The organism is Paenibacillus sp. 7541, assembly GCF_002276395.1.
Lineage (GTDB): Bacteria > Bacillota > Bacilli > Paenibacillales > Paenibacillaceae > Paenibacillus_AQ > Paenibacillus_AQ campinasensis.
On record NZ_NQLZ01000044.1, the window covers coordinates 1 to 19,381 of the forward strand.

The following is a 19,381-nucleotide window of genomic DNA, read 5'->3' on the forward strand; positions in this document are numbered from 1 at the left end:
GGCGAAGAACCACTGTCGAAGTAGTCGACGGTGGTTTTTATTTTTTTATTAAGATATGTTTGATCACCGTACTTTCATTTATTCAGCCGAACTGTTATATAACATGGCTCTTCAAAAGGTGTGAACAGATGAAGATTTTGTTACCGATATAACAAAGGAAATCAGTATAATAGAATTAGTTATATTCGGGCATATGCGGGCTGATGTATTTTACCTGTTTGCGAAAAGCAGTAGGTATGTAGCCTGAATGCAGAGATTCTCCTTATACCATTACCTAAGAACTACACGCAGCACACGGTATAATGAGGAGAGGAGGAAAAATTGCGATGCTTAAAAGCCGGCGGCACGTAGCTGGTCTTATATGCGCTGGTACGATATTATTGACCAGCTCTGCCTGTGGAACCCATGCTGAACCCAGCTGGAATTCCTTCAATGGCGCGGCTAACGTCAAATCGTTCCCCGTCCCGAGAGAAGCTAACAAGACGGAACAGACGTCAGGCAATACCGAGTTGGATTACGTACGTTACGCACTTCCTGGCATAAAGGAAGGAGACGATATACCAGAACCCTATTTGAACGAAATCGAGTCCTGGGGCTGGAAGCAGCGGAAGGATGATTCTGGCGCCTCCCTCGTTTTTGAGAAAGGAAACAGTATCGTTCATCTCACGGTTCATGACGGGTATCTGATCATCATGGTACCCAGTCAGACGAAGAAGCAAGCCATCCAAGGCTTGGAGAGCAAGAAATAAAAGACCTCTTTCGGGCTTCGAAATGAGGTCTTTTTCTATGTTCATGATTCATTCGGAGAATGAAAAAGGGAGCTCCCGCGCGGTGAGGAGTTCCCTTTGCTGTTTTTAGAAATGCGGCTTATCTTCCGGCGTTCGCCGGGATAAATGTTGTGAGATGAGCAACATGGTTTTCAAAGGTTGGAAGACAGCGACCTATTGCTTGTAATAGGAAACATCCTCCGCATTGAATTTTAACATACCGTCCTTATACTTCATGCTTAAGCGAACGAGGAAGTAGAAACGCGGCAAAAGAAGCCACAGATGCCAGAATACCAGAGATAGCGTAAATAACGGAGGCGTCCACAGTGCCACCAGGGCGTACAGGCACAAGCCAATCCAGCTAGTATGCTGCTGTACGGTGAGGAACACCCGCCGGCTGATGTGCTGGTCCGGCATATAGCCCGGCCAAGGAAGCCGGAGCTGGAACCGCCACCTTTTCGTATAATTGCGTCCCATCAGAAGCAGCGCCGAGTGACCTATGAAGTATTGAATCCACAATACGATGGGGATGGCCATCAGCATGTACGGGATCGTGCTCCAGGACACAGCAATAATCCCTGCCACAGCCGCGATCAAGGGTAGCATCAGATAGAGGGCCAGCAGGGTCTTGGTCATCGGAATTTTTTTTAATAATCGGTATTGATAAAAGGTGGCTTGACCGTGCGGTTGTTCTGCCATCGGGCGTAGCTGTCCTCCTTTGTCTATGATGATCCGGTAGAGCTAGTTTGAAACATTGCTTTTATGTATTTTATCGGTAGAAGCGATATTATTATTAAGCACCAAAAAAGGTACAGACACAAGCGAAATGTCACCGACATATACATAAAGCGTAACAAAGAAATCCTATGAAAAGGTTTAAAATAATAGAAACTGTGCCATACTAATAGGAAAAGGAACAAGGTGGGGTGGTTATCAATGGAAGAGCTGACCGAACAAGTCTGCATCGTTTGCAACCAACCTAAAGCGGAAGGCATTACGATTGTTTCGCAATTCGTATGTGAGGACTGCGAATCCGAGATTGTGCATACCAGTGCGGACGATGCAAAATATCATTTTTTTATTCGGCAATTAAAGCAAATCGTCATTCCGAAAAATGTTTAATAGTGAGACCCTGTGCATAGGCCCCTGATGAAGAGGCCTTTTTTGCTGTCTATGGGTCATTTGCGGTCTTTGCCATAGGCGCAGATGCCAATTTGCGATAAAATAGGGTAGATATTATAATCCGAAGGGAAACGCAATGGGGAGTATGAACAAGCATCAGGCACCGCTCCTAGAAGCGCTGCTGCGTTATAGAGAAGAAGGGAATGTCTCGCTGCATGTTCCCGGACATAAAAACGGCAAGGCCTACGCAGGCGTACAAGAGGCGGATCTGCTCCGCGAGGTGATGCGGATTGATGTTACGGAAATTACAGGGACGGATGATCTGCATCATCCGGAAGGTGTCATTCGGCAGGCACAGCAGCTTGCTGCGGATTGCTTTGGGGCTGAGGAGAGTTATTTCCTCGTAGGCGGCAGCACGTCAGGCAATCTGGCGATGATCCTGACCGTGTGCACAGCACCGGGGGATCTTCTGCTGGTGCAGCGGAATGTTCATAAATCGGTATTGAACGGATTGATGCTCGCCGGAGCACAGGTCGTATTTCTCCAGCCGGAGACAGATGCAGGCAGCGGCCTTGCGGTGGCTCCTTCGGAGGAGACGGTGAGACAAGCTCTGGAGGCTTATCCGGAGGCCAAGGGCGTGCTGGTGACGATGCCGAACTATTACGGCATGGGAAGCGACTTGAAGCCTCTGGCGGCAGCCTGTCATCAGCATGGGGTTCCGCTGCTCGTGGATGAAGCCCACGGCGCGCATTTCGGACTGCATCCGATGCTGCCGGATAGTGCGCTCTCCTGCGGCGCTGACGCTGTCGTACAGTCCACGCACAAAATGCTGGGGGCCATGACGATGGGGGCGATGCTGCATGTGCAGGGCGAGCTGCTGGACCGCAAGCTGCTGCGGCAGCGGCTGGCCATGGTGCAAAGCTCAAGCCCCTCCTACCCGCTCATGGCCTCGCTGGATCTGGCCCGCCGCCAGCTGCACGCGCAGGGCCAGGACGCCTTCACGGCCGGCCTGGCCGCCGTGGACGCCTTCCAGCGCGGGCTCGCGCAGCTGCCGCGCTTCGGGCTGCTGCAGCCGCCGCAGCCCGCAACCCCCGCCGCCGGCACGGCCGCAGCCGGCGGAGCAGCCCCGCCGCCGGGGCCCAGCAGCGCCCGGGCGGCGGCGTATACCCGCCAGGACCCCTTCAAAGCGGTCATATATGACCGCACCGGGGCCCTTAGCGGGTACGCACTCCAGCGCGCACTCGAAGCGCGCGGCTGTGTGCCGGAGATGAGTGACGAGCGGCGCGTCGTCCTGCTCTTCTCCCTGGGATCGACACTGGAAGATGTCAATCACCTCTTATGGGCTCTTGTGCATATTGTAAAGCAGGAGCCGGAGCTAAACCTGGATGACATCGATCACGCCGCACCTGCCGCTCCCGATGTTTCCACGTGGAACATTTCAAGCGGCGAGCGTTCGTATTCATCGCCCGTCTCGTTCTCTCTCCAGCCTGCCGATCCGCAGAAACTTGAAGCTATCCGCGTGGAAGAAAGCGCAGGACGCGTGGCTGGCGAGATGGTCATCCCTTATCCGCCGGGCATCCCGGTCCTGTATCCGGGCGAGGTAATCACAGGGCCGATGGCCTCGCGATTAATCCGTCTTCGAGATGCCGGCGTCAAGTGTCAGGGTACGGCCGACCCGGACATGGACACGATCGTTGTCTATAAGGATTAGACCGGGAGGGAAGCCCTCGACATGACAGCACCAGCCATTGAGACAGTAGAGAGTCAGAAAGATATAGAAAAGATACCGAAGCATACACAGAGACACAGAGAGGGATAAGCGCCCAAGAAGGCATCTAAGCGTGCCCCTTAAGATGAGATATTCCTAGTCACGTAAGACACCTTGACTAACATTTCAAGCCTAAATCATCATGAAAGCAGGATTGTCGATGAACAAGCACAGACCGTTATTTATCACCATCGAGGGTGGAGAAGGATCAGGAAAAACGACGATGATCGGCAGATTGTCCGCGTATATGCAGAACCGATCCATGCCGTATCTGATTACCCGCGAGCCGGGCGGCATCGACATCGCCGAGAAGATCCGATCGATTATCCTAGATCCGGAACATACCGCGATGGACGCACGGACGGAGGCCCTGTTGTATGCTGCAGCCAGGCGTCAGCATCTCGTAGAGAAAGTCGAGCCTGCATTGGAGCAGGGAGTCACGGTGCTGTGCGACCGGTTTGTGGACAGCAGTCTCGTATATCAAGGATATGCCCGGGAATTGGGTATAGAAGAAGTATGGAGCATTAACGCCTTTGCTATCAATCAGCGGATGCCCGACTTGACGCTGCTGCTGGATATCGAGCCAAGGGCAGGCATGTCCCGGATTCTGATGAATGCCGAGCGCGAAGTGAATCGGCTGGATATGGAGAGTCTGGCGTTTCATGAAAAGGTCAGGGAAGGTTATCTTCAGCTGGCCGAGCGGTTTAAGGACCGAATTCGTTTGATTGATGCTTCCAGACCTCCAGAGCAGGTCGAACGGGAGATGATTAGACATCTGGACGCGTTTTTAAAGGATTTTTGAGGGTGTTTGTCAAATAATAAGGCATGGCGCTTTAAGCTGCCAAAAAACGATAAGGAGGATTTGCAATGAAATTAATTGTTGCGATTGTACAGGATAAGGACAGCAACCGTCTTTCCGCCGCGCTGGTGAAAGCGAATTTCCGGGCAACCAAACTCGCAAGTACAGGTGGCTTCCTGAAGGCGGGCAACACCACCTTTATGATCGGGGTCGATGATTCCCAGGTTGAAAGCGTACTGAGCGTCATTCGCACCAGCTGTAAAGTTCGCGAGCAGCTCGTCACGCCGGTTACCCCGATGAGTGGAACGACAGATTCCTACTTGCCGCTTCCGGTTGAAGTGCAAGTGGGCGGCGCAACAGTATTTGTCCTCCCTGTCGAGAGATTTGAGCACTTCTAAGAGAAAGTTCTTAGGTTCTGTTGTTCGACCTATATAGATTGAACTAGGGAATAACAGCATCCCTCCTGTATAGGGAGGTGGGCACCCAGCATGATGATTGTTTTCTTTGGTTCAGTCTATATAGCATTTTTTATTATATAGGCGGTGGATTGAGTTGAAGATTAATCCGGGCTTCAGGCCCATCAAAAGTGAATTAACCGTCCCGGATAATACCGCTAAACCCGTGCAGCAGAAATCCTTCTCGGATATGATGCGTCAGCAGGGGGAGAGGGCATCCCATGAGGAACTGACCCGCCAGATGCGGGAGATTGCCCTGCAGGGCGATCGCCTGCTGAAATCGATGAATGTCCGGGAACTGAAGGCTTATAAGCAAATGGTGCGCCGATTCCTGGAAGAGACCGTCCGTCGCGGGGTCAAAATGAAAGAGACGCGAGGCTGGGACCGCAGAGGACGAGGCAAGCGTTACAATATTATTGATGAGATTGATTCGGTTCTGCTCTCCATGGCGGACGAGCTTCTGGATACGGAGCAGGGAAGAATTGATTTGCTTAACAAGGTCGGCGAAATTCGCGGCATATTGATTAATCTGGTATTTTGACAACATACGCATTTTGATAGAACCATTATACCGGGTTCGCGTTCCTTGGCTCGGACAAAGATATGAACAAGCTCTAGAATCAGAAACAAGAACAGGTATTGAACATAGAAAGTGAGAGGACTTATGTCTTTTAATGATATATTAGGTCAAGAGGCTGCCAAGCAGCTGCTGCAAAGCGCTCTTCGCCGTCAGGCGGTCAGTCACGCCTATCTGTTCAGCGGCCCGAAGGGAGCGGGACAGACGGATATGGCTGTCGCTTTTGCCAAAGCGTTGTTCTGCACGGAGCTTGAAGACGATGCCTGCGGGCAATGTCTTGAATGCCGCAAGGTCGAGCATGGCAACCATCCCGATCTGACGATGATCGGTCCGGATGGCGCCAGCATTAAGATCGACCAAATCCGTGAGCTTCAGCGCTTATTCTCGTATCGCTCGGAGCATCGCAACCCGAAAGTGTATATTATTGAGCAGGCGGAGAAGATGACAACGCAGGCGGCCAACAGCTTGCTGAAGTTTCTGGAGGAGCCGCAGGTTCCGGTCGTCGCCATTCTGATCGCCGAGAATGGACAGGCACTGCTGCCGACCATCCAGTCGCGGGTACAGAAGGTGCCTTTCCGGGCGCTTCCACCGCAAATGATGGAGCAGATGCTGGTGGGCGAGGGGTACCCTCACGCGCTTGTGCGCTGCGCGGTTCAGCTTGCATCCGGACTTGAGGGGTGCAGGAAAATATTGAACGAGAATTGGTTTGCAGAAATTAGAAACGTAGTGTTACAATTAGGGAAGGAGTCTTTGAACCGAAGCGGCTCTGCGATCATTACCGCGAGTCAGAAGGTGTTCAAAACCGAACTCTCGGAGCATCTGGATATGATGTTCAGTTTGTTCCATTTATGGTGTAAGGACATGATCCATGTCCAATACGGAAGGAAAGAGTCTCTCGTTTTCATAGATCAGGCGGAGTATATCTCTGGTCATGCGTCAGCCCGCAGCACAGCACAGTGGGTATCCTGTATGGATTTGGCCGCAGAGTGTCAGAAGAAGTTACGCTATAATGTCAATGGACAGCTCTGTTTGGAGCAGCTGTTGATCGGCTTGGGCGGTAACACTCCGGCGTGAGCGAAACCCCCAGGCGCGCGAATACGGGCCTAGATGTACAGGCACAAGGGGGTTTATTTTTGTACAGTGTAGTAGGTGTCCGCTTTAAGAAAGCGGGCAAGATATATTACTTTGATCCACTCGATCTTCCGGTGGAGAAAGAGCAATCCGTCATCGTAGAGACGGCTCGCGGCATTGAATATGGTCAGGTTGTTATTGGTAAGAAGCAGGTGGGTGAATCCGATGTCGTCCTTCCGCTGAAGAAGGTCATCCGCATTGCCGGCGATTCTGATGCCCGTGTGGTTGAAGAGAACAAGCAGGCGGCTAAGGATGCATTTACAACCTGTTTAAATAAAATTCGGGATCACGGATTAAAAATGAAGCTGGTGGACGTGGAGTTCACGTTTGACCGCAACAAAATCATTTTTTACTTCACAGCAGAAGGCCGTGTGGACTTCCGTGAGCTGGTCAAGGATCTGGCCAGCATATTCCGGACAAGAATCGAGCTGCGACAAATCGGCGTACGGGATGAGGCCAAAATGCTTGGCGGCCTTGGACCTTGTGGACGCGTACTGTGCTGTTCTTCATGGCTCGGAGATTTTGAACCGGTATCGATCAAGATGGCGAAGGATCAAAGCTTGTCGCTGAACCCTACCAAAATTTCCGGGCTATGCGGAAGATTGATGTGCTGCCTGAAGTTTGAGCATGATAATTATGAAAGTGTCAAGGAAGAGCTTCCATCCGTCGGGAAATTGGTTGTCACCTCGCTTGGGGACGGCAAAGTGGTCGGACTCAATGCGGATAAACGAACCGTTCATGTTCAGCTGTTTGAGATCGGTAAGGTCAAGGAACTTCCAATGGATGACGTTGTAGTCAAATAGACAAATACAATGTTTGTTTTCGGGGTGTAGTCTTGGAGAAGAAAAACATTTTTGCGCTCATTCAAGAGATGGAAACACAGATGGGACATATGCACAGTGAACTCGGTGGACTCAAGCTGGTCATCAAGGAACTGCTGGAAGAGAACCATCGCCTCAGCTTTGAAAATGAACAGCTCCGAAAGATATTAAAAAGGGAAGCTGATCCGGCAGAAGCGACCCATCCGATTGCTCCGAACCATCCGCAGCCGAACAAGGCTGAGGAGCATGGGGAAGATGTGGTCGGGGAAGGTTATGATAACCTGGCCCGGCTGTACCACGAAGGCTTCCATATATGCAATGTCTATTACGGGCATTTGCGTACGGAAGGGGATTGCCTGTTCTGCCTGTCTTTTCTGAATAAATGAGAAAGCCGTAGGAGAAAAACGCCTACGGTTTTTTTCTCAGGTTGCAAGGTTATACTGTATGGATGCTATATGGATGCTGAAGCAGGCAGCTGCTCCATCACTCCAGATCACCTGCGTGTACCTAGCGCCTTCCTCCTGGCCGAGGTGCCGGAACTATCAATGCTAAAAAGGAATGAAATTATGAAACTGAAACAAATCAGCCTCCAGCCGTCCGAGCGCATCGACGATCTGCTCACCCATGAGCTGGGCATCATTCAAAGTGAAGAAGTGTTCAGCTTCTCCATGGACGCGGTTTTGCTCGCCCGCTTTGCCAGCATCCCTCGCCGCGGCCGAATCCTGGATATGTGCACAGGCAATGGGGTCATTCCCATTCTGCTCTCCACCCGCACCTCAGCGCCGATCGAGGCCATTGAGATTCAGCCGAGGCTGGCGGATATGGCACGGCGAAGCGTGGAGATGAATGGGCTAGAGCAGCAAATTACGATCCGCGAGGGCGATTTAAGGGAGCTGTATAAGGAAACCGGCTATGGCGCCTATGATGCGATTACCGTCAATCCGCCTTATATGCCGATGAACGGCAGTGATGTGAAATTGAATCCATACCAGGCCATAGCCAGACATGAGATTCACTGCACATTGGAGGAAGTGATTGAGGCAGGTTCACGTCTGCTGAAGCAAGGCGGCAAAATGAGCATGGTTCACAAGCCGCTCCGTCTTGCGGAGATTATTACGCTGATGAGCCGGTATCGAGTTGAGCCGAAGGTGATCCGCTTCGTGCATCCTAGGGCGAATATGGAGGCCAACATGGTGCTGATCGAGGGCATACGGGATGGCAAGCCGGAGGTTCGACTGAAGCCGCCGCTGATCGTGTACAACGAAGAGGGCCAATACTGCGACGAATTTATGGATATTTATTTTGGATCGTATAAGGATGATGAAGAGGAATGAAACCAATCGTTCAAACGAGCTTTGCTCAAGCCAATCAAGGGCAGCATCCGGGCGGCAGCCTGTATTTGGTGGCCACGCCGATCGGCAATCTGGAGGATATGACATATCGGGCGATTCGGACGCTGCGGGAGTGTGATATTATTGCGGCGGAGGATACGCGGCAGACGCGAAAGCTGCTCACGCATTTTGATATTCCGGCCAAGCAGCTGTTCAGTTATCATGAGCATAACAAGGCTGCCAGCGGTCCTGAAATCATACGCTATATAATAGAAGGAAAAAATGTGGCGCTGGTCAGCGATGCCGGTCTGCCAGCCATTTCCGACCCCGGTTCCGACCTTGTCAGACTGGCGATTGCAGACGGAATTCCGGTCATTCCGATCCCCGGCGCGAACGCTGCGCTTTCGGCTTTGATCGCATCGGGATTGCCGACCGAAAGATTCACGTTTATCGGGTTTCTGCCCCGTGAACGAAAGGATGTGATGGAGCAGCTGCAGGGGCTGGGGGCCGCGAGTGGGACATTGATTTTTTATGAATCTCCGCACCGGGTCAAACGAACATTGGAACTGCTTAAGGAGGCGCTGGGCGACCGCAGCATTGCGCTGGCCCGGGAATTGACCAAGCGTTACGAAGAATTTGTCCGGGGGACTGTAAGCGAGTGTCAGCAATGGCTCGAGGAGCACCCGCCGCTCGGCGAATATTGCATCGTCGTGCAGGGCGCATCCATCGAGGATGAGCTGCGTGAACAAAATGCCTGGTGGCAGGAGCTGTCGCTTGAAGAGCATGTCGCCCGCTATGAGCAGGAGGGCATGAGCCGCAAGGATGCGATGAAACGGACTGCCGGCGACCGGGGCGTATCAAAGCGGGATGTGTACAACGCATTGTTGTAGCATGGTGTTGTAAGCGTGGAGGGCATCGTTTTTTGCATCGCGCGCAGCTCCCCGTGCGCGGTGTCTCGCTGCATGACTCAAGTCGGAAGACGAATGGGTCATGGGCAGGGACGGTCAGCAGAACAGGCCGCAGCGTAGCGCAAGGACATAAGGGGTATTTATAATAGAAGAAATCCAATTTTTCCAAGAATATTATTCGTTTCCGGGGTCTGACAACCGGCAGCGCCAGAGGCTCCGGAACAAGCGGTGGAAGGGGCTCAACAGACAGAAAAAGCGGAGAAGCGCCGGTTTGTCCGGCATGATCAAAAAAAACCTTCCTGCGGCCGGGTTCATAGCCGAGGAAGGCACAAGGAGATATGAAAAAGGTTAGAATTAACAAAGTGAATATACTTATTATATACTATTATTTTTAATTTGTCACAGGTGTAGGGATCTCAGAAATACATTCGTGACATACAATTTTTCCTTTGAAATAAGTCACGTTCTCAGCATTTCCGCAGAAGATGCAAGCAGGCTCGTATTTCTTGAGCATGATCCGCTCACCGTCTACATAAATTTCAAGAGCGTCCTTCTCGCCGATTCCGAGTGTGCGGCGCAATTCAATCGGAATAACAACCCGTCCCAGCTCATCGACTTTTCTTACAATTCCTGTTGATTTCATCATAACTTATAATAGCCCCTCTCGCCATAATTTAAAAAAGTCATAATTCGACATAGTTCTATCTTTTATGTTATTTATAGTACCAACGATTCCCAAAACAGTCAACCTATATTTTTGAAAAATCGGAACCTGTTTACGAAAATATAGTGTACTGAACCCTTGTACTTACGACAAAGTTACTATTACAGGACCTGAAAAGCGCCTGATTTCCTGGATGTCGATTTGGAAGGCGTGATTTTACTTATTTCGACACTATTCGACATTAAGTGTCAAAAAAAGTGCTTATCGGCCAAAATGAACGATAAATGAGAAGGAGTTGAGGAAGGATGCTGTCTCCAATATCGGAAGAAAAAGTATTTAAAGACCCGGTTCACAATTATATTCATGTCCAGGATGATATGATCTGGCGTCTCATCAATACGCCGGAGTTTCAGCGGCTGCGCCGGGTGCGTCAGCTCGGGACGTCGTATCTGACCTTTCACGGGGCAGAGCATAGCCGATTTTCGCATTCGCTTGGGGTATATGAAATTACACGGAAAATTATTTCGCAGTTCGAGCGCAGAGGGTATACGGATTGGCCGATGGACGAGCGTATGGTAGCATTATGCGCGGCTCTTCTCCATGATCTAGGTCACGGTCCCTTTTCCCACTCGGTGGAAGAAGCGTTTGATATGGATCACGAAGATTGGACATGCAGAATTGTGCTCGGAGATACTTGTGTGAACGAGGTGTTGCGGGAGGCTGGCGATGACTTTCCAGAGAAGGTAGCCTCCGTCATTCGCAAGACGTATGACAAGCCGATCGTAATGAATCTCGTGACAAGCCCGCTGGATGCGGATCGTATGGATTATTTGCTCCGCGATGCGTATTATACCGGGGTTAATTATGGCACGATTGATATTGACCGGATTTTGCGGCTGCTGCGTCCGTTTCGTGATCGCATCGTCGTCAAGGAATCAGGGATGCACGCTGTAGAGGATTACCTGATGTCCCGGTATCAGATGTACTGGCAGGTATACTTCCATCCGGTGACGCGAAGCTCCGAAATTATTTTGCGACAGATCTTCCGCAGAGCGAAGGAGCTGCATAGCCAGGGATACCGATTTAAGTTCATGATCGAGCCGCTGCCGTCCCTCTTTGAAGGTTCGCTATCCGTCCGCCAGTATTTGCAATTGGATGAAGCGTTGATCCAAACGGCATTTCTGCAATGGACCGCCGAGGAGGACAAGCAGCTTAGCGAATTATGCGGTCGATTCATGCACCGGAAACTGTATAAATACGTGGAATTTGACATGATGGACGAGTCTTTCATCGACGATATTCGCGAGGCATTCCGGCAAGCAGGCCTTCATCCGGAATATGACCTTGCCATTGATTTTCCGACCGATCTTCCTTATGATAGGTTTCATTCGGGCATGCCTTCGAGCGAGAAGCAGATCCTGCTGCTTGATCGTCATGATCAATTGCGGGAAATCTCGGAGGTATCGGAGATTGTGCGCTCTATAAGCGGGATTCACCAAGGGCGTTATCATCTGTATTTCCCGGCGGAAAAAGTGAAGGATGCGCTTGACCGCATGCCTAAACATATCACAGATATTTTCAGACAAAGCTTGTAAGATAGATTCTGGCTGCGCTAGAAATCTCGGCGTTCCCCCTTATACTTTTAAACAGATCGGGGGCAGGCAAAGCAAGTTTGCGACAAAAAGCAACCCAAAGGAGTGGAAATGACGCGATGCTGTTCGACACACATACCCATCTGGATGCGCATCAATTCGACGAGGACCGGGAGGCCGTCATTGCCCGGGCGCTTGAAGCGGGCGTATCAAGAATGATCAATATCGGTTTTAACCGGGAGACCATTCCGACAACGATGAAGCTGGCGGAGTCCTATGACTTTATTTATGCGGCCGTTGGCTGGCATCCTGTAGACGCGATTACGATGAAGGACGAGGATCTGGACTGGATCGCCTCGCTCTGTGCTCACGAGAAGGTGGTTGCGATCGGAGAGATCGGCCTGGACTATCACTGGGACACCTCCCCGAAGGAGGTTCAGCACCGCGTGCTTCGCCGGCAGATTGGCCTTGCGCGTGAACTCGGCATGCCGATTGTCATTCATAACCGGGATGCGCATGAGGATATTGTGAAGATTTTGCGGGAGGAGAAGGCGTCCGAGGTAGGCGGCGTGATGCATTCCTTCTCAGGGAGCTGGGAAACGGCAAAGCTGTGCCTGAATATGGGCTTTCATATTTCCTTTGGCGGGCCGATTACGTTCAAGAATGCCAAGCAGCCGAAGGAGGTTCTTGTTCAGGTTCCGATGGATCGTTTATTGATCGAGACGGATTCGCCGTATTTGACACCGCACCCGTTCCGGGGGAAGCGAAATGAGAGCGGATATGTTAAGATGGTGGCCGAGGCTGCGGCCGAATTGAAAGGAATTACCGTGGAAGAACTGGCTGAGATTACCACGAGAAATGCTATGGAACGATTTTCCATTAAACAAAATCCGGAGCAAAAGCGGTGAAAAAGAGAGTATTTGCGATTAATTAAAGATTTTTTAATACAAAAGAGGTTGATATTACAATATTTTAACCATTTACTTCGAAAAATGTGGTTGATTGTTGCTTTACAACCTGCATGTAAACAGGATATCATCTTTTCAGTGATAAGAAGCTGCCAAGATTTCGAATCTGCAGCGGACCATTTCATGAACCGTCTCGCTTAATCCCTGCTTTTTGGGGAACGGGGGAACCGATACAGCTTTATGCATCCGCGGGATGCCGGGCCGTATTTGATTTCAGTAATTCGAGTCTTTGGGGTGAATTGAACGGACTTCGCCATGAGCGAAGCTCCCGACATAGGGCGTCACTCTTACGTCCAAACCCGACAGCTAACTCCGTAAGCGAAGTAAGAGGGGAATTCTCGTGCACACCTTTTCCATGATTATTGTCATCAGGAAGCCACGTTAGAGCCTCTAGTACTCTTTCAAGGGCTTCTTTTGTTTTTGAATATTGGAGAGGTGATCGTCATACTGTTGGTAAACAGGAGGTGACGAAGCATGGACGGGAAGACGGGGATTGACGCAGGGCGTTTAGTAGCAGTTCGCTCTGTGGGAAAATTTGCTATAGTCACGTCAAATGCATTTCATGCGTTGTCAGACGGCGGGACTATGAAGGAGGATGGAATAGTGGGCGTTTTTCAATCTGAGAAGACCCATGAATCACAATCATCCAGCATGTCTTACGCATTACGATGGAAGCATGAAAATTTGCGTCAATTGGTGTTGCTTGGCACCATGGGTGCCATCACCGTCTCATTGCTCGTGTCGCTGGTTGTTCATGATCAGACGGGTAAGGAAGTTCATCTTGTGGTTGATGGTCGAGTGACCAAAGTCGAAACGCGTGGTTCCCTGCTTCAAGAAGTGCTGGATGAGCAGGCGATTACGTTGAACCCGCAGGATCAGGTGTCGATGCCCCTGAATGGAGCGATTCAGGACGGCGACCGGATCATTATCGAGCGTGCGGTTCCAATCCAAATTACAGTTGACAGCAAAACTCAAACGCTGTTCACCACCCAGAATACGGTCGCTGATGTGCTCAAGGAAGCTCGCATCACGGTCGGGGTAGATGATAAAGTTGTGCCATCCGAAGACACGAAATTGTCCGGTAACATGGATATCCGTGTCATCCGCGTCACGAAACAAACCGTTCAGGAGCCGGAAAGCCGCACCTTCCGCGTGATCAAGACGGCGGACCCTTCTCTGGTCAAAGGCGATAACCGCGTCATTCAACGCGGCGAGAACGGGGTGCTGATTCATCATTACGAGAAGGTATACCATGACGGAAAGCTCGTTTCCAAGACGAAGATCGGTCAAGAGGTAGAACGGAGAACGAAGGATAAGATTATTGCAGTCGGCACCAAGAAGGCTCCGGAGCCGGAGATCGTCGAGGAGCAGACCGTTCAGACGGCTGCTGTGAATGTTAAGGCTACATCTGCGAAGCTGGCCACCGCGAAGAAGGCGCCAGAAGCCAAGGCAGCGGAGAATAACAATAATGTCGTCTCCAAAGCCGGTGTTGATTTTAAATATACCAAGGTGTTGAACAATGTATCCATGACCGCCTATTCCTCGGAACAGCCGGGCATCGGGACACGTACCGCTTCGGGAACCCGAGTGACCGAGGGCCGTACGATTGCAGTTGACCCTAACGTCATTCCGATCGGCTGGTGGGTATACATCGAAGGACTGGGCTTCCGCCGCGCTGAAGATACTGGCGGCGCGATCAAAGGCAACAAAATCGACGTCTATTATGATTCGCTGAATGCAGCCATTAATTTCGGGCGCAAAAACGGGCGTACCGTCTATGTCATCGGCCCGGTAAAACCGAATGTCAATTAACCTGGACCAGCCATAATTCCAATTTACTTTGCCATGATAATGCTATACTATGTAGCTTATAATATACATTGACGATAAGAAGAGGATGATCATCCTCTTCTTTTATTTTGTGATTTGGACAGCTTGGCACCGGCTGGAATGAACGATGTGCCGGAACGCCATCTGGCGGATGCGAAAGAGGAAGGAAGATTGTATCGTATGATCAAGGAAGTTATCGTGGTGGAAGGCCGGGATGATACGGTTGCGATCAAGCGGGCGGTTGAAGCCGACACGATTGAAACCGGCGGCTCGGCCATCAACCAGCATACGCTGCGCCGGATCGCGCTTGCCAAGGAGCGGAGAGGCGTCATTATTCTGACTGACCCCGATCATGCAGGCGAGAGAATCCGGAAGATTATAGATCGGCATGTGCCTGGCTGCAAGCATGCCTTCATCCCGGAGGAAGATGCGACCCGCAAAGGGGACATCGGGGTGGAGAACGCATCGCCGGAGGCTATTAGAAGGGCGCTTGAACGTGTGCATACGTCATTTGAAGGCAGAGAGAGCCAGATCAGTATGGACGACCTGATTGACGCCGGGTTAACGGTTCATCCGGATGCAGCCCAGCGGCGCATGCAGATGGGCAATCTGCTGGGGATCGGCTATTGCAACAGCAAGCAGTTTTACAAGCGGCTCGGAATGTTCCAGATTACACGTGAGGAATTTGCAGCTGCGCTGGCGAAGCTGGATGAAGGAGGCTTGGAGTCATCATGACGCGAATCGAAGATATTTCAACACCAAGGCGAACGAAGGAGATCATTCAGCGCCACGGCTTTTCCTTCAAGAAGAGCCTCGGGCAGAACTTTCTGATCGACCAGAACATTCTGCACAAGATCGTGGAGGCTGCCGAGCTCGATGAAACGAAAGGGGCGCTGGAGATCGGACCGGGGATCGGGGCGCTGACAGAGAAGCTGGCGCAAACCGCTGGCGCAGTCACCGCGGTCGAAATCGACCAGCGTCTCATTCCGATCCTGAAGGAAGTGCTGGAGCCGTACGGCAACGTTCGTGTCCATCACGGCGATGTGCTCAAGGTGGATCTGCACGAACTGTTTCGTACGGATTTTGCGGACAAGGCCAAGGTCAGTGTGGTGGCCAATCTGCCGTATTATGTGACTACCCCGATTCTGATGAAGCTGCTGGAGGAGAAGCTCCCGCTGGAGAATATCGTCATCATGATCCAGAAGGAGGTCGCAGAGCGAATGGCTGCGTCTCCGGGAAGCAAGGATTACGGGAGCCTGAGCATCGCGGTTCAGTATTACAGCGTGCCGAAGCTCGTCTGTACGGTTCCGCATACCGTATTCATTCCGCAGCCGAATGTGGAGTCAGCGGTGATTCGGCTGGAAGTCCGCGAGGAGCCGCCGGTATCGGTGCCGGATGAAGGGTTCTTTTTCGAAGTGGTACAGGCTTCATTCGCCCAGCGGCGCAAGACGATTGCGAACAATCTGAAGAGCCGCTTCTTCCCGGAGAAAGGGCGAGAGCGGCTGGAGCAGCTTCTGGCTGAAGCAGAGATCGAGCCGTCCCGGCGCGGGGAGACACTCAGCATTGAGGAGTACGCGCGGCTTAGCCGCGTTCTGTACGAGGCTGGCATCCGTTAACGCAGTTAATTTGAATCCGGCATGAACCAATCACCGCTTATGCCCATACCATAGGGTAGGGGTGATGTTGATGAACTTGGGAGATTTGGTCGTTCGTAAATCCTACGGCGGCGATATCACGTTCCGGGTGGAGGATGTGCGGCGGGAGAACATCATCATTAAAGGGACAGAATTCAGGCTGCTGGCTGATTCGCCGGCTGATGATCTGGTCAAGGCGCCGTATCCCGCTGTAAGCGAACGAACAAAGCAGGCACGGATTAAGGCCAGCGAGTCATTAAGCCGCCTGGAGAAGCATAAGCAGGAACAGAGTGAGCGTCAACTGGCCAGCCTTCGGAATGAATGGGGCCAGAACGTGGATAAAGGTTATTTTGACGTGCCTGGAAAGGTTCTTCATCTGGATGGAGACCCCCAATATTTGAAAAAAAGCCTGGCACTGTACAATCAGCTTCGGGTACCGGCGGAAGGGCATTACGTCAATGAATCGGCCATGGCGGATGTGCTGTACCATATGCTGCCGCGGGTAAGGCCCGACATTGTCGTCATCACAGGCCATGACGGCGTGCTCAAGCGCAGACAACCGTACAATCTGTACAGTCTCGACAGTTACAAAAATTCGCAAAACTTCGCTTCGGCGATTCAGGTCGCGCGTCAATATGAACGCAATATGGACTCCCTGATCATTGTGGCAGGGGCATGCCAGTCTCATTTTGAGGCGCTGCTTCAGGCGGGCGCCAACTTTGCAAGCTCTCCAGGCCGCATTCTGATCCATGCGCTGGACCCGGTATACGTGGCTGCAAAGGCCGCTTACACGTCCGTCAGGGACACGGTGAACATAACCGATATTATTCACCATACCATTAGCGGCAGCCAGGGGCTCGGAGGTATTGAGACGCGAGGCAGCTACCGCATCGGTCTGCCGCGCCTTCAGGACCTCTCCACCTTGAAGGTGACGCCAACGGTCAATTAATTGCACAAGGGGGCCAGGAATGGCTCTCATACAGCCCTGGAACCTAGGAGCGATCCTGAAGCGCGGGCTGCGAGGAATTTGATTTCCTTGCAGCCCGCGCTTTTTTGGCATGGGCCGATGAGGATACATAATTGAAGCAAGAATGGTGCATATTAATCAAAATGGAAGTCGCGGTTCCTCTTTCGAAAAAAATTCATTGACAATACATTTTTGATGCTGATATAATTAAATATTTTTGATTTGACATTTGCCCCCGGTATCATATATAATGGACAAGGAAAGAGGTGGTCGTCGACAATGGCTAAAAACGCGCTGTTGGAAATCAAACGCAGTCTCGATGCCCATTTAGGGCAAAAAATTACCCTTCGGGCTAATGGTGGTCGCCGTAAGACCGTAGAGCGCACTGGTGTTTTGGAAGAAACGTACCCTTCTGTTTTCATTGTAAAGCTGGACCAGGACCAGCAAACCTTTAAACGCGTATCCTACAGCTACGCTGATATTCTCACGGAAACTGTAGAAATTATGGTGACTGGCGATGACAGCCAGATGCGAATCACCTATATCAAGTCCTAAACTTCATGTTTTAAAGGAAGCAGCTCTCTTTGCGGGGCTGCTTTTTGTTGCCATACAGCTGCCTGCCGCATGAGGGCGGAGTGCGGCGAGCATAATATAAAAGCGCGATCTTCACACCTGATCTGATCGGTGACGGGGCCATTGCAGCGGCAGTGAGCCGGAAGACGCGTGACTCAGAAGCTGACTTTAGGCCATCATGATCATTTTAAGGAGGCGGCACGATGGGCAGACGAAGACGCATCATGTCAGATCAATTGAAGAATGAATTGGCTAAAGAGCTCGGGTTTTACGATACGGTTCAGAAGGAAGGCTGGGGAGGCATCAAGGCCAAGGATGCCGGCAACATGGTGAAACGGGCCATCCAGCTTGCTGAACAGGCAGCCCGCAAATCGGATTAATCGTCAGCCATCATGGAGAGACAGGGCCTTTTAGAGGGTCCTGTCTTTCTTTTATCCATCCGGATGTCCGCCAAGGCGATGCCTGTCATTTTGACATCATGCAAATTCCGGCATTCGTTTGTCAGGGAATTCATGACTTCGCGACACGAGTTTGTTAAGATAGAAGCACTAGAGATTATTCTCGCGAATAGGAAGCTCATGCATAAGGGAAAAGCTAAGGATAGGTGAACGTCGTGAAAATATACGAAAAAGCGCCGGCAAAAATCAATTTGATGCTGGATGTGCTCCACAAGCGGCCAGACGGCTTCCATGAGGTTGAGATGGTCATGACCATGATCGACCTTGCCGACCGCCTGGAGATGTCGGAACAGCCCCGCGATACGATTATCATTACGAGTCAGGCGGGATATATTCCGCTGGACGAGAAGAATCTGGCCTTTCAGGCAGCCAGGCTGATTAAGGAGCGTTACGACGTTCGTAAGGGAGTACATATCCACCTGGACAAAAAAATACCGGTTGCAGCCGGTCTCGCCGGAGGAAGCAGCGACGCTGCAGCCACGCTGCGCGGCCTGAATCGCCTGTGGGGGCTTCATATCCCCGAGGAGGAGCTGCTCACGCTAGGCGCTGAACTCGGCTCGGATGTGCCTTTCTGCGTCCAGGGAGGCACGGCGCTTGCGACAGGGCGCGGGGAGAAGCTGACACCGATCCCGAGCCCGCCGCAGTGCTGGGTCATTGTGGCGAAGCCGCCGATTAACGTATCGACGGCCGAGGTGTACGGCAAACTGCGTGCTGACAATGTGCAGCATCATCCATCGGCGGAGGCGATGATCGCGGCGCTGGAGCAGGGGAGCTTCCGCGACATGTGCGCGTCGCTCGGCAATGTGCTCGAGGAAGTGACGCTGAAGATGCATCCGGAGGTTCAGCAGCTGAAAGAGGGGATGCTGAAGCTGGGCGCCGACGGGGCGCTTATGTCCGGCAGCGGTCCGACCGTATTCGGGCTGGTGGCGAAGGAATCGAAGGTGGCCCGCATCTATAACGGGCTTCGCGGATTTTGCAAAGAAGTGTACGCAGTTCGCCTGCTCACCTGAACCGTG

22 protein-coding genes and 1 riboswitch are annotated in these 19,381 nt (G+C 51.6%); of the genes, 20 read left to right on the forward strand and 2 right to left on the reverse strand.

What is annotated here, in order from left to right:
* Window positions 1-326 precede the first annotated feature (326 nt).
* Entirely contained in the window at window positions 327-749 is a 423-nt protein-coding gene (locus tag CHH75_RS22010; RefSeq protein WP_095267659.1) for a hypothetical protein, read from the forward strand.
* 192 nt (window positions 750-941) lie between these two features.
* Here the strand turns inward: CHH75_RS22010 and CHH75_RS22015 are convergent, their stop codons facing one another.
* On the reverse strand, window positions 942-1,466 hold the full coding sequence (locus tag CHH75_RS22015; protein WP_095267660.1) for a hypothetical protein: 525 nt from the start codon (window positions 1,464-1,466) through the stop codon (window positions 942-944).
* A gap of 237 nt (window positions 1,467-1,703) precedes the next feature.
* Between CHH75_RS22015 and CHH75_RS22020 the strand changes: the two genes are divergently transcribed.
* From CHH75_RS22020 to rsmI, 10 genes are all read left to right on the forward strand, one after another.
* On the forward strand, window positions 1,704-1,889 hold the full coding sequence (locus CHH75_RS22020) for a sigma factor G inhibitor Gin (RefSeq protein WP_095267661.1): 186 nt from the start codon (window positions 1,704-1,706) through the stop codon (window positions 1,887-1,889).
* Between the two features lie 136 nt (window positions 1,890-2,025).
* On the forward strand, window positions 2,026-3,600 hold the full coding sequence (locus CHH75_RS22025; RefSeq protein ID WP_413773641.1) for an aminotransferase class I/II-fold pyridoxal phosphate-dependent enzyme: 1,575 nt from the start codon (window positions 2,026-2,028) through the stop codon (window positions 3,598-3,600).
* Between the two features lie 217 nt (window positions 3,601-3,817).
* Window positions 3,818-4,459 (forward strand): dTMP kinase, encoded by a 642-nt coding sequence (tmk, locus tag CHH75_RS22030; protein WP_095267662.1) that lies wholly within the window; start codon window positions 3,818-3,820, stop codon window positions 4,457-4,459.
* A gap of 65 nt (window positions 4,460-4,524) precedes the next feature.
* Complete coding sequence (locus CHH75_RS22035; RefSeq protein ID WP_006207400.1) at window positions 4,525-4,854, forward strand: cyclic-di-AMP receptor; 330 nt, start codon at window positions 4,525-4,527, stop codon at window positions 4,852-4,854.
* 154 nt (window positions 4,855-5,008) lie between these two features.
* Window positions 5,009-5,452, forward strand: coding sequence for a YaaR family protein (locus CHH75_RS22040; protein ID WP_095399168.1), 444 nt, complete (start codon window positions 5,009-5,011; stop codon window positions 5,450-5,452).
* A 123-nt stretch (window positions 5,453-5,575) separates the two neighbouring features.
* A complete protein-coding gene (gene holB / locus CHH75_RS22045) occupies window positions 5,576-6,562 on the forward strand; it encodes a DNA polymerase III subunit delta' (RefSeq protein WP_095399169.1) in 987 nt (328 codons plus the stop codon).
* A 59-nt stretch (window positions 6,563-6,621) separates the two neighbouring features.
* Complete coding sequence (locus CHH75_RS22050) at window positions 6,622-7,422, forward strand: PSP1 domain-containing protein (protein ID WP_095267665.1); 801 nt, start codon at window positions 6,622-6,624, stop codon at window positions 7,420-7,422.
* Window positions 7,423-7,454: 32 nt separating this feature from the next.
* A complete protein-coding gene (gene yabA, locus CHH75_RS22055) occupies window positions 7,455-7,826 on the forward strand; it encodes a DNA replication initiation control protein YabA (RefSeq protein WP_095267666.1) in 372 nt (123 codons plus the stop codon).
* Window positions 7,827-8,006: 180 nt separating this feature from the next.
* Window positions 8,007-8,774 (forward strand): tRNA1(Val) (adenine(37)-N6)-methyltransferase, encoded by a 768-nt coding sequence (locus CHH75_RS22060; RefSeq protein ID WP_095267667.1) that lies wholly within the window; start codon window positions 8,007-8,009, stop codon window positions 8,772-8,774.
* The gene (rsmI, locus tag CHH75_RS22065; protein WP_095267668.1) at window positions 8,771-9,661 is read left to right on the forward strand and encodes a 16S rRNA (cytidine(1402)-2'-O)-methyltransferase; all 891 of its coding nucleotides are present in this window, start codon (window positions 8,771-8,773) and stop codon (window positions 9,659-9,661) included. The genes CHH75_RS22060 and rsmI overlap by 4 nt, the downstream gene beginning before the upstream one ends.
* Before the next feature lie 409 nt (window positions 9,662-10,070).
* On the opposite strand, the gene CHH75_RS22070 is transcribed toward rsmI, so the two are convergent.
* Window positions 10,071-10,325 (reverse strand): AbrB/MazE/SpoVT family DNA-binding domain-containing protein, encoded by a 255-nt coding sequence (locus CHH75_RS22070; RefSeq protein WP_006207408.1) that lies wholly within the window; start codon window positions 10,323-10,325, stop codon window positions 10,071-10,073.
* Between the two features lie 323 nt (window positions 10,326-10,648).
* Between CHH75_RS22070 and CHH75_RS22075 the strand changes: the two genes are divergently transcribed.
* From CHH75_RS22075 to ispE, 9 genes are all read left to right on the forward strand, one after another.
* Window positions 10,649-11,938, forward strand: a complete 1,290-nt coding sequence (locus CHH75_RS22075; RefSeq protein WP_095267671.1) for an HD domain-containing protein — start codon at window positions 10,649-10,651, stop codon at window positions 11,936-11,938.
* Between the two features lie 116 nt (window positions 11,939-12,054).
* Window positions 12,055-12,843, forward strand: coding sequence for a TatD family hydrolase (locus CHH75_RS22080; RefSeq protein WP_095399170.1), 789 nt, complete (start codon window positions 12,055-12,057; stop codon window positions 12,841-12,843).
* 184 nt (window positions 12,844-13,027) lie between these two features.
* Window positions 13,028-13,240, forward strand: a riboswitch (cyclic di-AMP (ydaO/yuaA leader).
* Between the two features lie 266 nt (window positions 13,241-13,506).
* A complete protein-coding gene (locus CHH75_RS22085) occupies window positions 13,507-14,715 on the forward strand; it encodes a resuscitation-promoting factor (protein ID WP_095399171.1) in 1,209 nt (402 codons plus the stop codon).
* Between the two features lie 198 nt (window positions 14,716-14,913).
* On the forward strand, window positions 14,914-15,468 hold the full coding sequence (gene rnmV / locus CHH75_RS22090) for a ribonuclease M5 (RefSeq protein WP_095267715.1): 555 nt from the start codon (window positions 14,914-14,916) through the stop codon (window positions 15,466-15,468).
* Complete coding sequence (gene rsmA, locus CHH75_RS22095) at window positions 15,465-16,349, forward strand: 16S rRNA (adenine(1518)-N(6)/adenine(1519)-N(6))-dimethyltransferase RsmA (RefSeq protein WP_095267674.1); 885 nt, start codon at window positions 15,465-15,467, stop codon at window positions 16,347-16,349. Before rnmV ends, rsmA begins: the two co-directional genes overlap by 4 nt.
* A gap of 70 nt (window positions 16,350-16,419) precedes the next feature.
* Complete coding sequence (gene yabG / locus CHH75_RS22100) at window positions 16,420-17,316, forward strand: sporulation peptidase YabG (protein WP_095267675.1); 897 nt, start codon at window positions 16,420-16,422, stop codon at window positions 17,314-17,316.
* Window positions 17,317-17,613: 297 nt separating this feature from the next.
* On the forward strand, window positions 17,614-17,889 hold the full coding sequence (veg, locus tag CHH75_RS22105; protein ID WP_095267676.1) for a biofilm formation stimulator Veg: 276 nt from the start codon (window positions 17,614-17,616) through the stop codon (window positions 17,887-17,889).
* A gap of 221 nt (window positions 17,890-18,110) precedes the next feature.
* Entirely contained in the window at window positions 18,111-18,287 is a 177-nt protein-coding gene (locus CHH75_RS22110; protein ID WP_095267677.1) for a small, acid-soluble spore protein, alpha/beta type, read from the forward strand.
* A gap of 233 nt (window positions 18,288-18,520) precedes the next feature.
* Window positions 18,521-19,375, forward strand: a complete 855-nt coding sequence (gene ispE, locus CHH75_RS22120; protein ID WP_095399184.1) for a 4-(cytidine 5'-diphospho)-2-C-methyl-D-erythritol kinase — start codon at window positions 18,521-18,523, stop codon at window positions 19,373-19,375.
* The last annotated feature ends 6 nt before the right edge of the window (window positions 19,376-19,381 follow it).

What these genes read in the sequence shown, in the direction of transcription:
- CHH75_RS22010 (WP_095267659.1), top strand. Translation starts at nt 327, where the DNA reads ATGCTTAAAAGCCGGCGGCACGTAGCTGGTCTTATATGCGCTGGTACG.
- CHH75_RS22015 (WP_095267660.1), bottom strand. Translation starts at nt 1,466, where the DNA reads ATGGCAGAACAACCGCACGGTCAAGCCACCTTTTATCAATACCGATTA.
- CHH75_RS22020 (WP_095267661.1), top strand. Translation starts at nt 1,704, where the DNA reads ATGGAAGAGCTGACCGAACAAGTCTGCATCGTTTGCAACCAACCTAAA.
- CHH75_RS22025 (WP_413773641.1), top strand. Translation starts at nt 2,026, where the DNA reads ATGGGGAGTATGAACAAGCATCAGGCACCGCTCCTAGAAGCGCTGCTG.
- tmk (WP_095267662.1), top strand. Translation starts at nt 3,818, where the DNA reads ATGAACAAGCACAGACCGTTATTTATCACCATCGAGGGTGGAGAAGGA.
- CHH75_RS22035 (WP_006207400.1), top strand. Translation starts at nt 4,525, where the DNA reads ATGAAATTAATTGTTGCGATTGTACAGGATAAGGACAGCAACCGTCTT.
- holB (WP_095399169.1), top strand. Translation starts at nt 5,576, where the DNA reads ATGTCTTTTAATGATATATTAGGTCAAGAGGCTGCCAAGCAGCTGCTG.
- CHH75_RS22060 (WP_095267667.1), top strand. Translation starts at nt 8,007, where the DNA reads ATGAAACTGAAACAAATCAGCCTCCAGCCGTCCGAGCGCATCGACGAT.
- rsmI (WP_095267668.1), top strand. Translation starts at nt 8,771, where the DNA reads ATGAAACCAATCGTTCAAACGAGCTTTGCTCAAGCCAATCAAGGGCAG.
- CHH75_RS22070 (WP_006207408.1), bottom strand. Translation starts at nt 10,325, where the DNA reads ATGATGAAATCAACAGGAATTGTAAGAAAAGTCGATGAGCTGGGACGG.
- CHH75_RS22075 (WP_095267671.1), top strand. Translation starts at nt 10,649, where the DNA reads ATGCTGTCTCCAATATCGGAAGAAAAAGTATTTAAAGACCCGGTTCAC.
- CHH75_RS22080 (WP_095399170.1), top strand. Translation starts at nt 12,055, where the DNA reads ATGCTGTTCGACACACATACCCATCTGGATGCGCATCAATTCGACGAG.
- rnmV (WP_095267715.1), top strand. Translation starts at nt 14,914, where the DNA reads ATGATCAAGGAAGTTATCGTGGTGGAAGGCCGGGATGATACGGTTGCG.
- rsmA (WP_095267674.1), top strand. Translation starts at nt 15,465, where the DNA reads ATGACGCGAATCGAAGATATTTCAACACCAAGGCGAACGAAGGAGATC.
- yabG (WP_095267675.1), top strand. Translation starts at nt 16,420, where the DNA reads ATGAACTTGGGAGATTTGGTCGTTCGTAAATCCTACGGCGGCGATATC.
- veg (WP_095267676.1), top strand. Translation starts at nt 17,614, where the DNA reads ATGGCTAAAAACGCGCTGTTGGAAATCAAACGCAGTCTCGATGCCCAT.
- CHH75_RS22110 (WP_095267677.1), top strand. Translation starts at nt 18,111, where the DNA reads ATGGGCAGACGAAGACGCATCATGTCAGATCAATTGAAGAATGAATTG.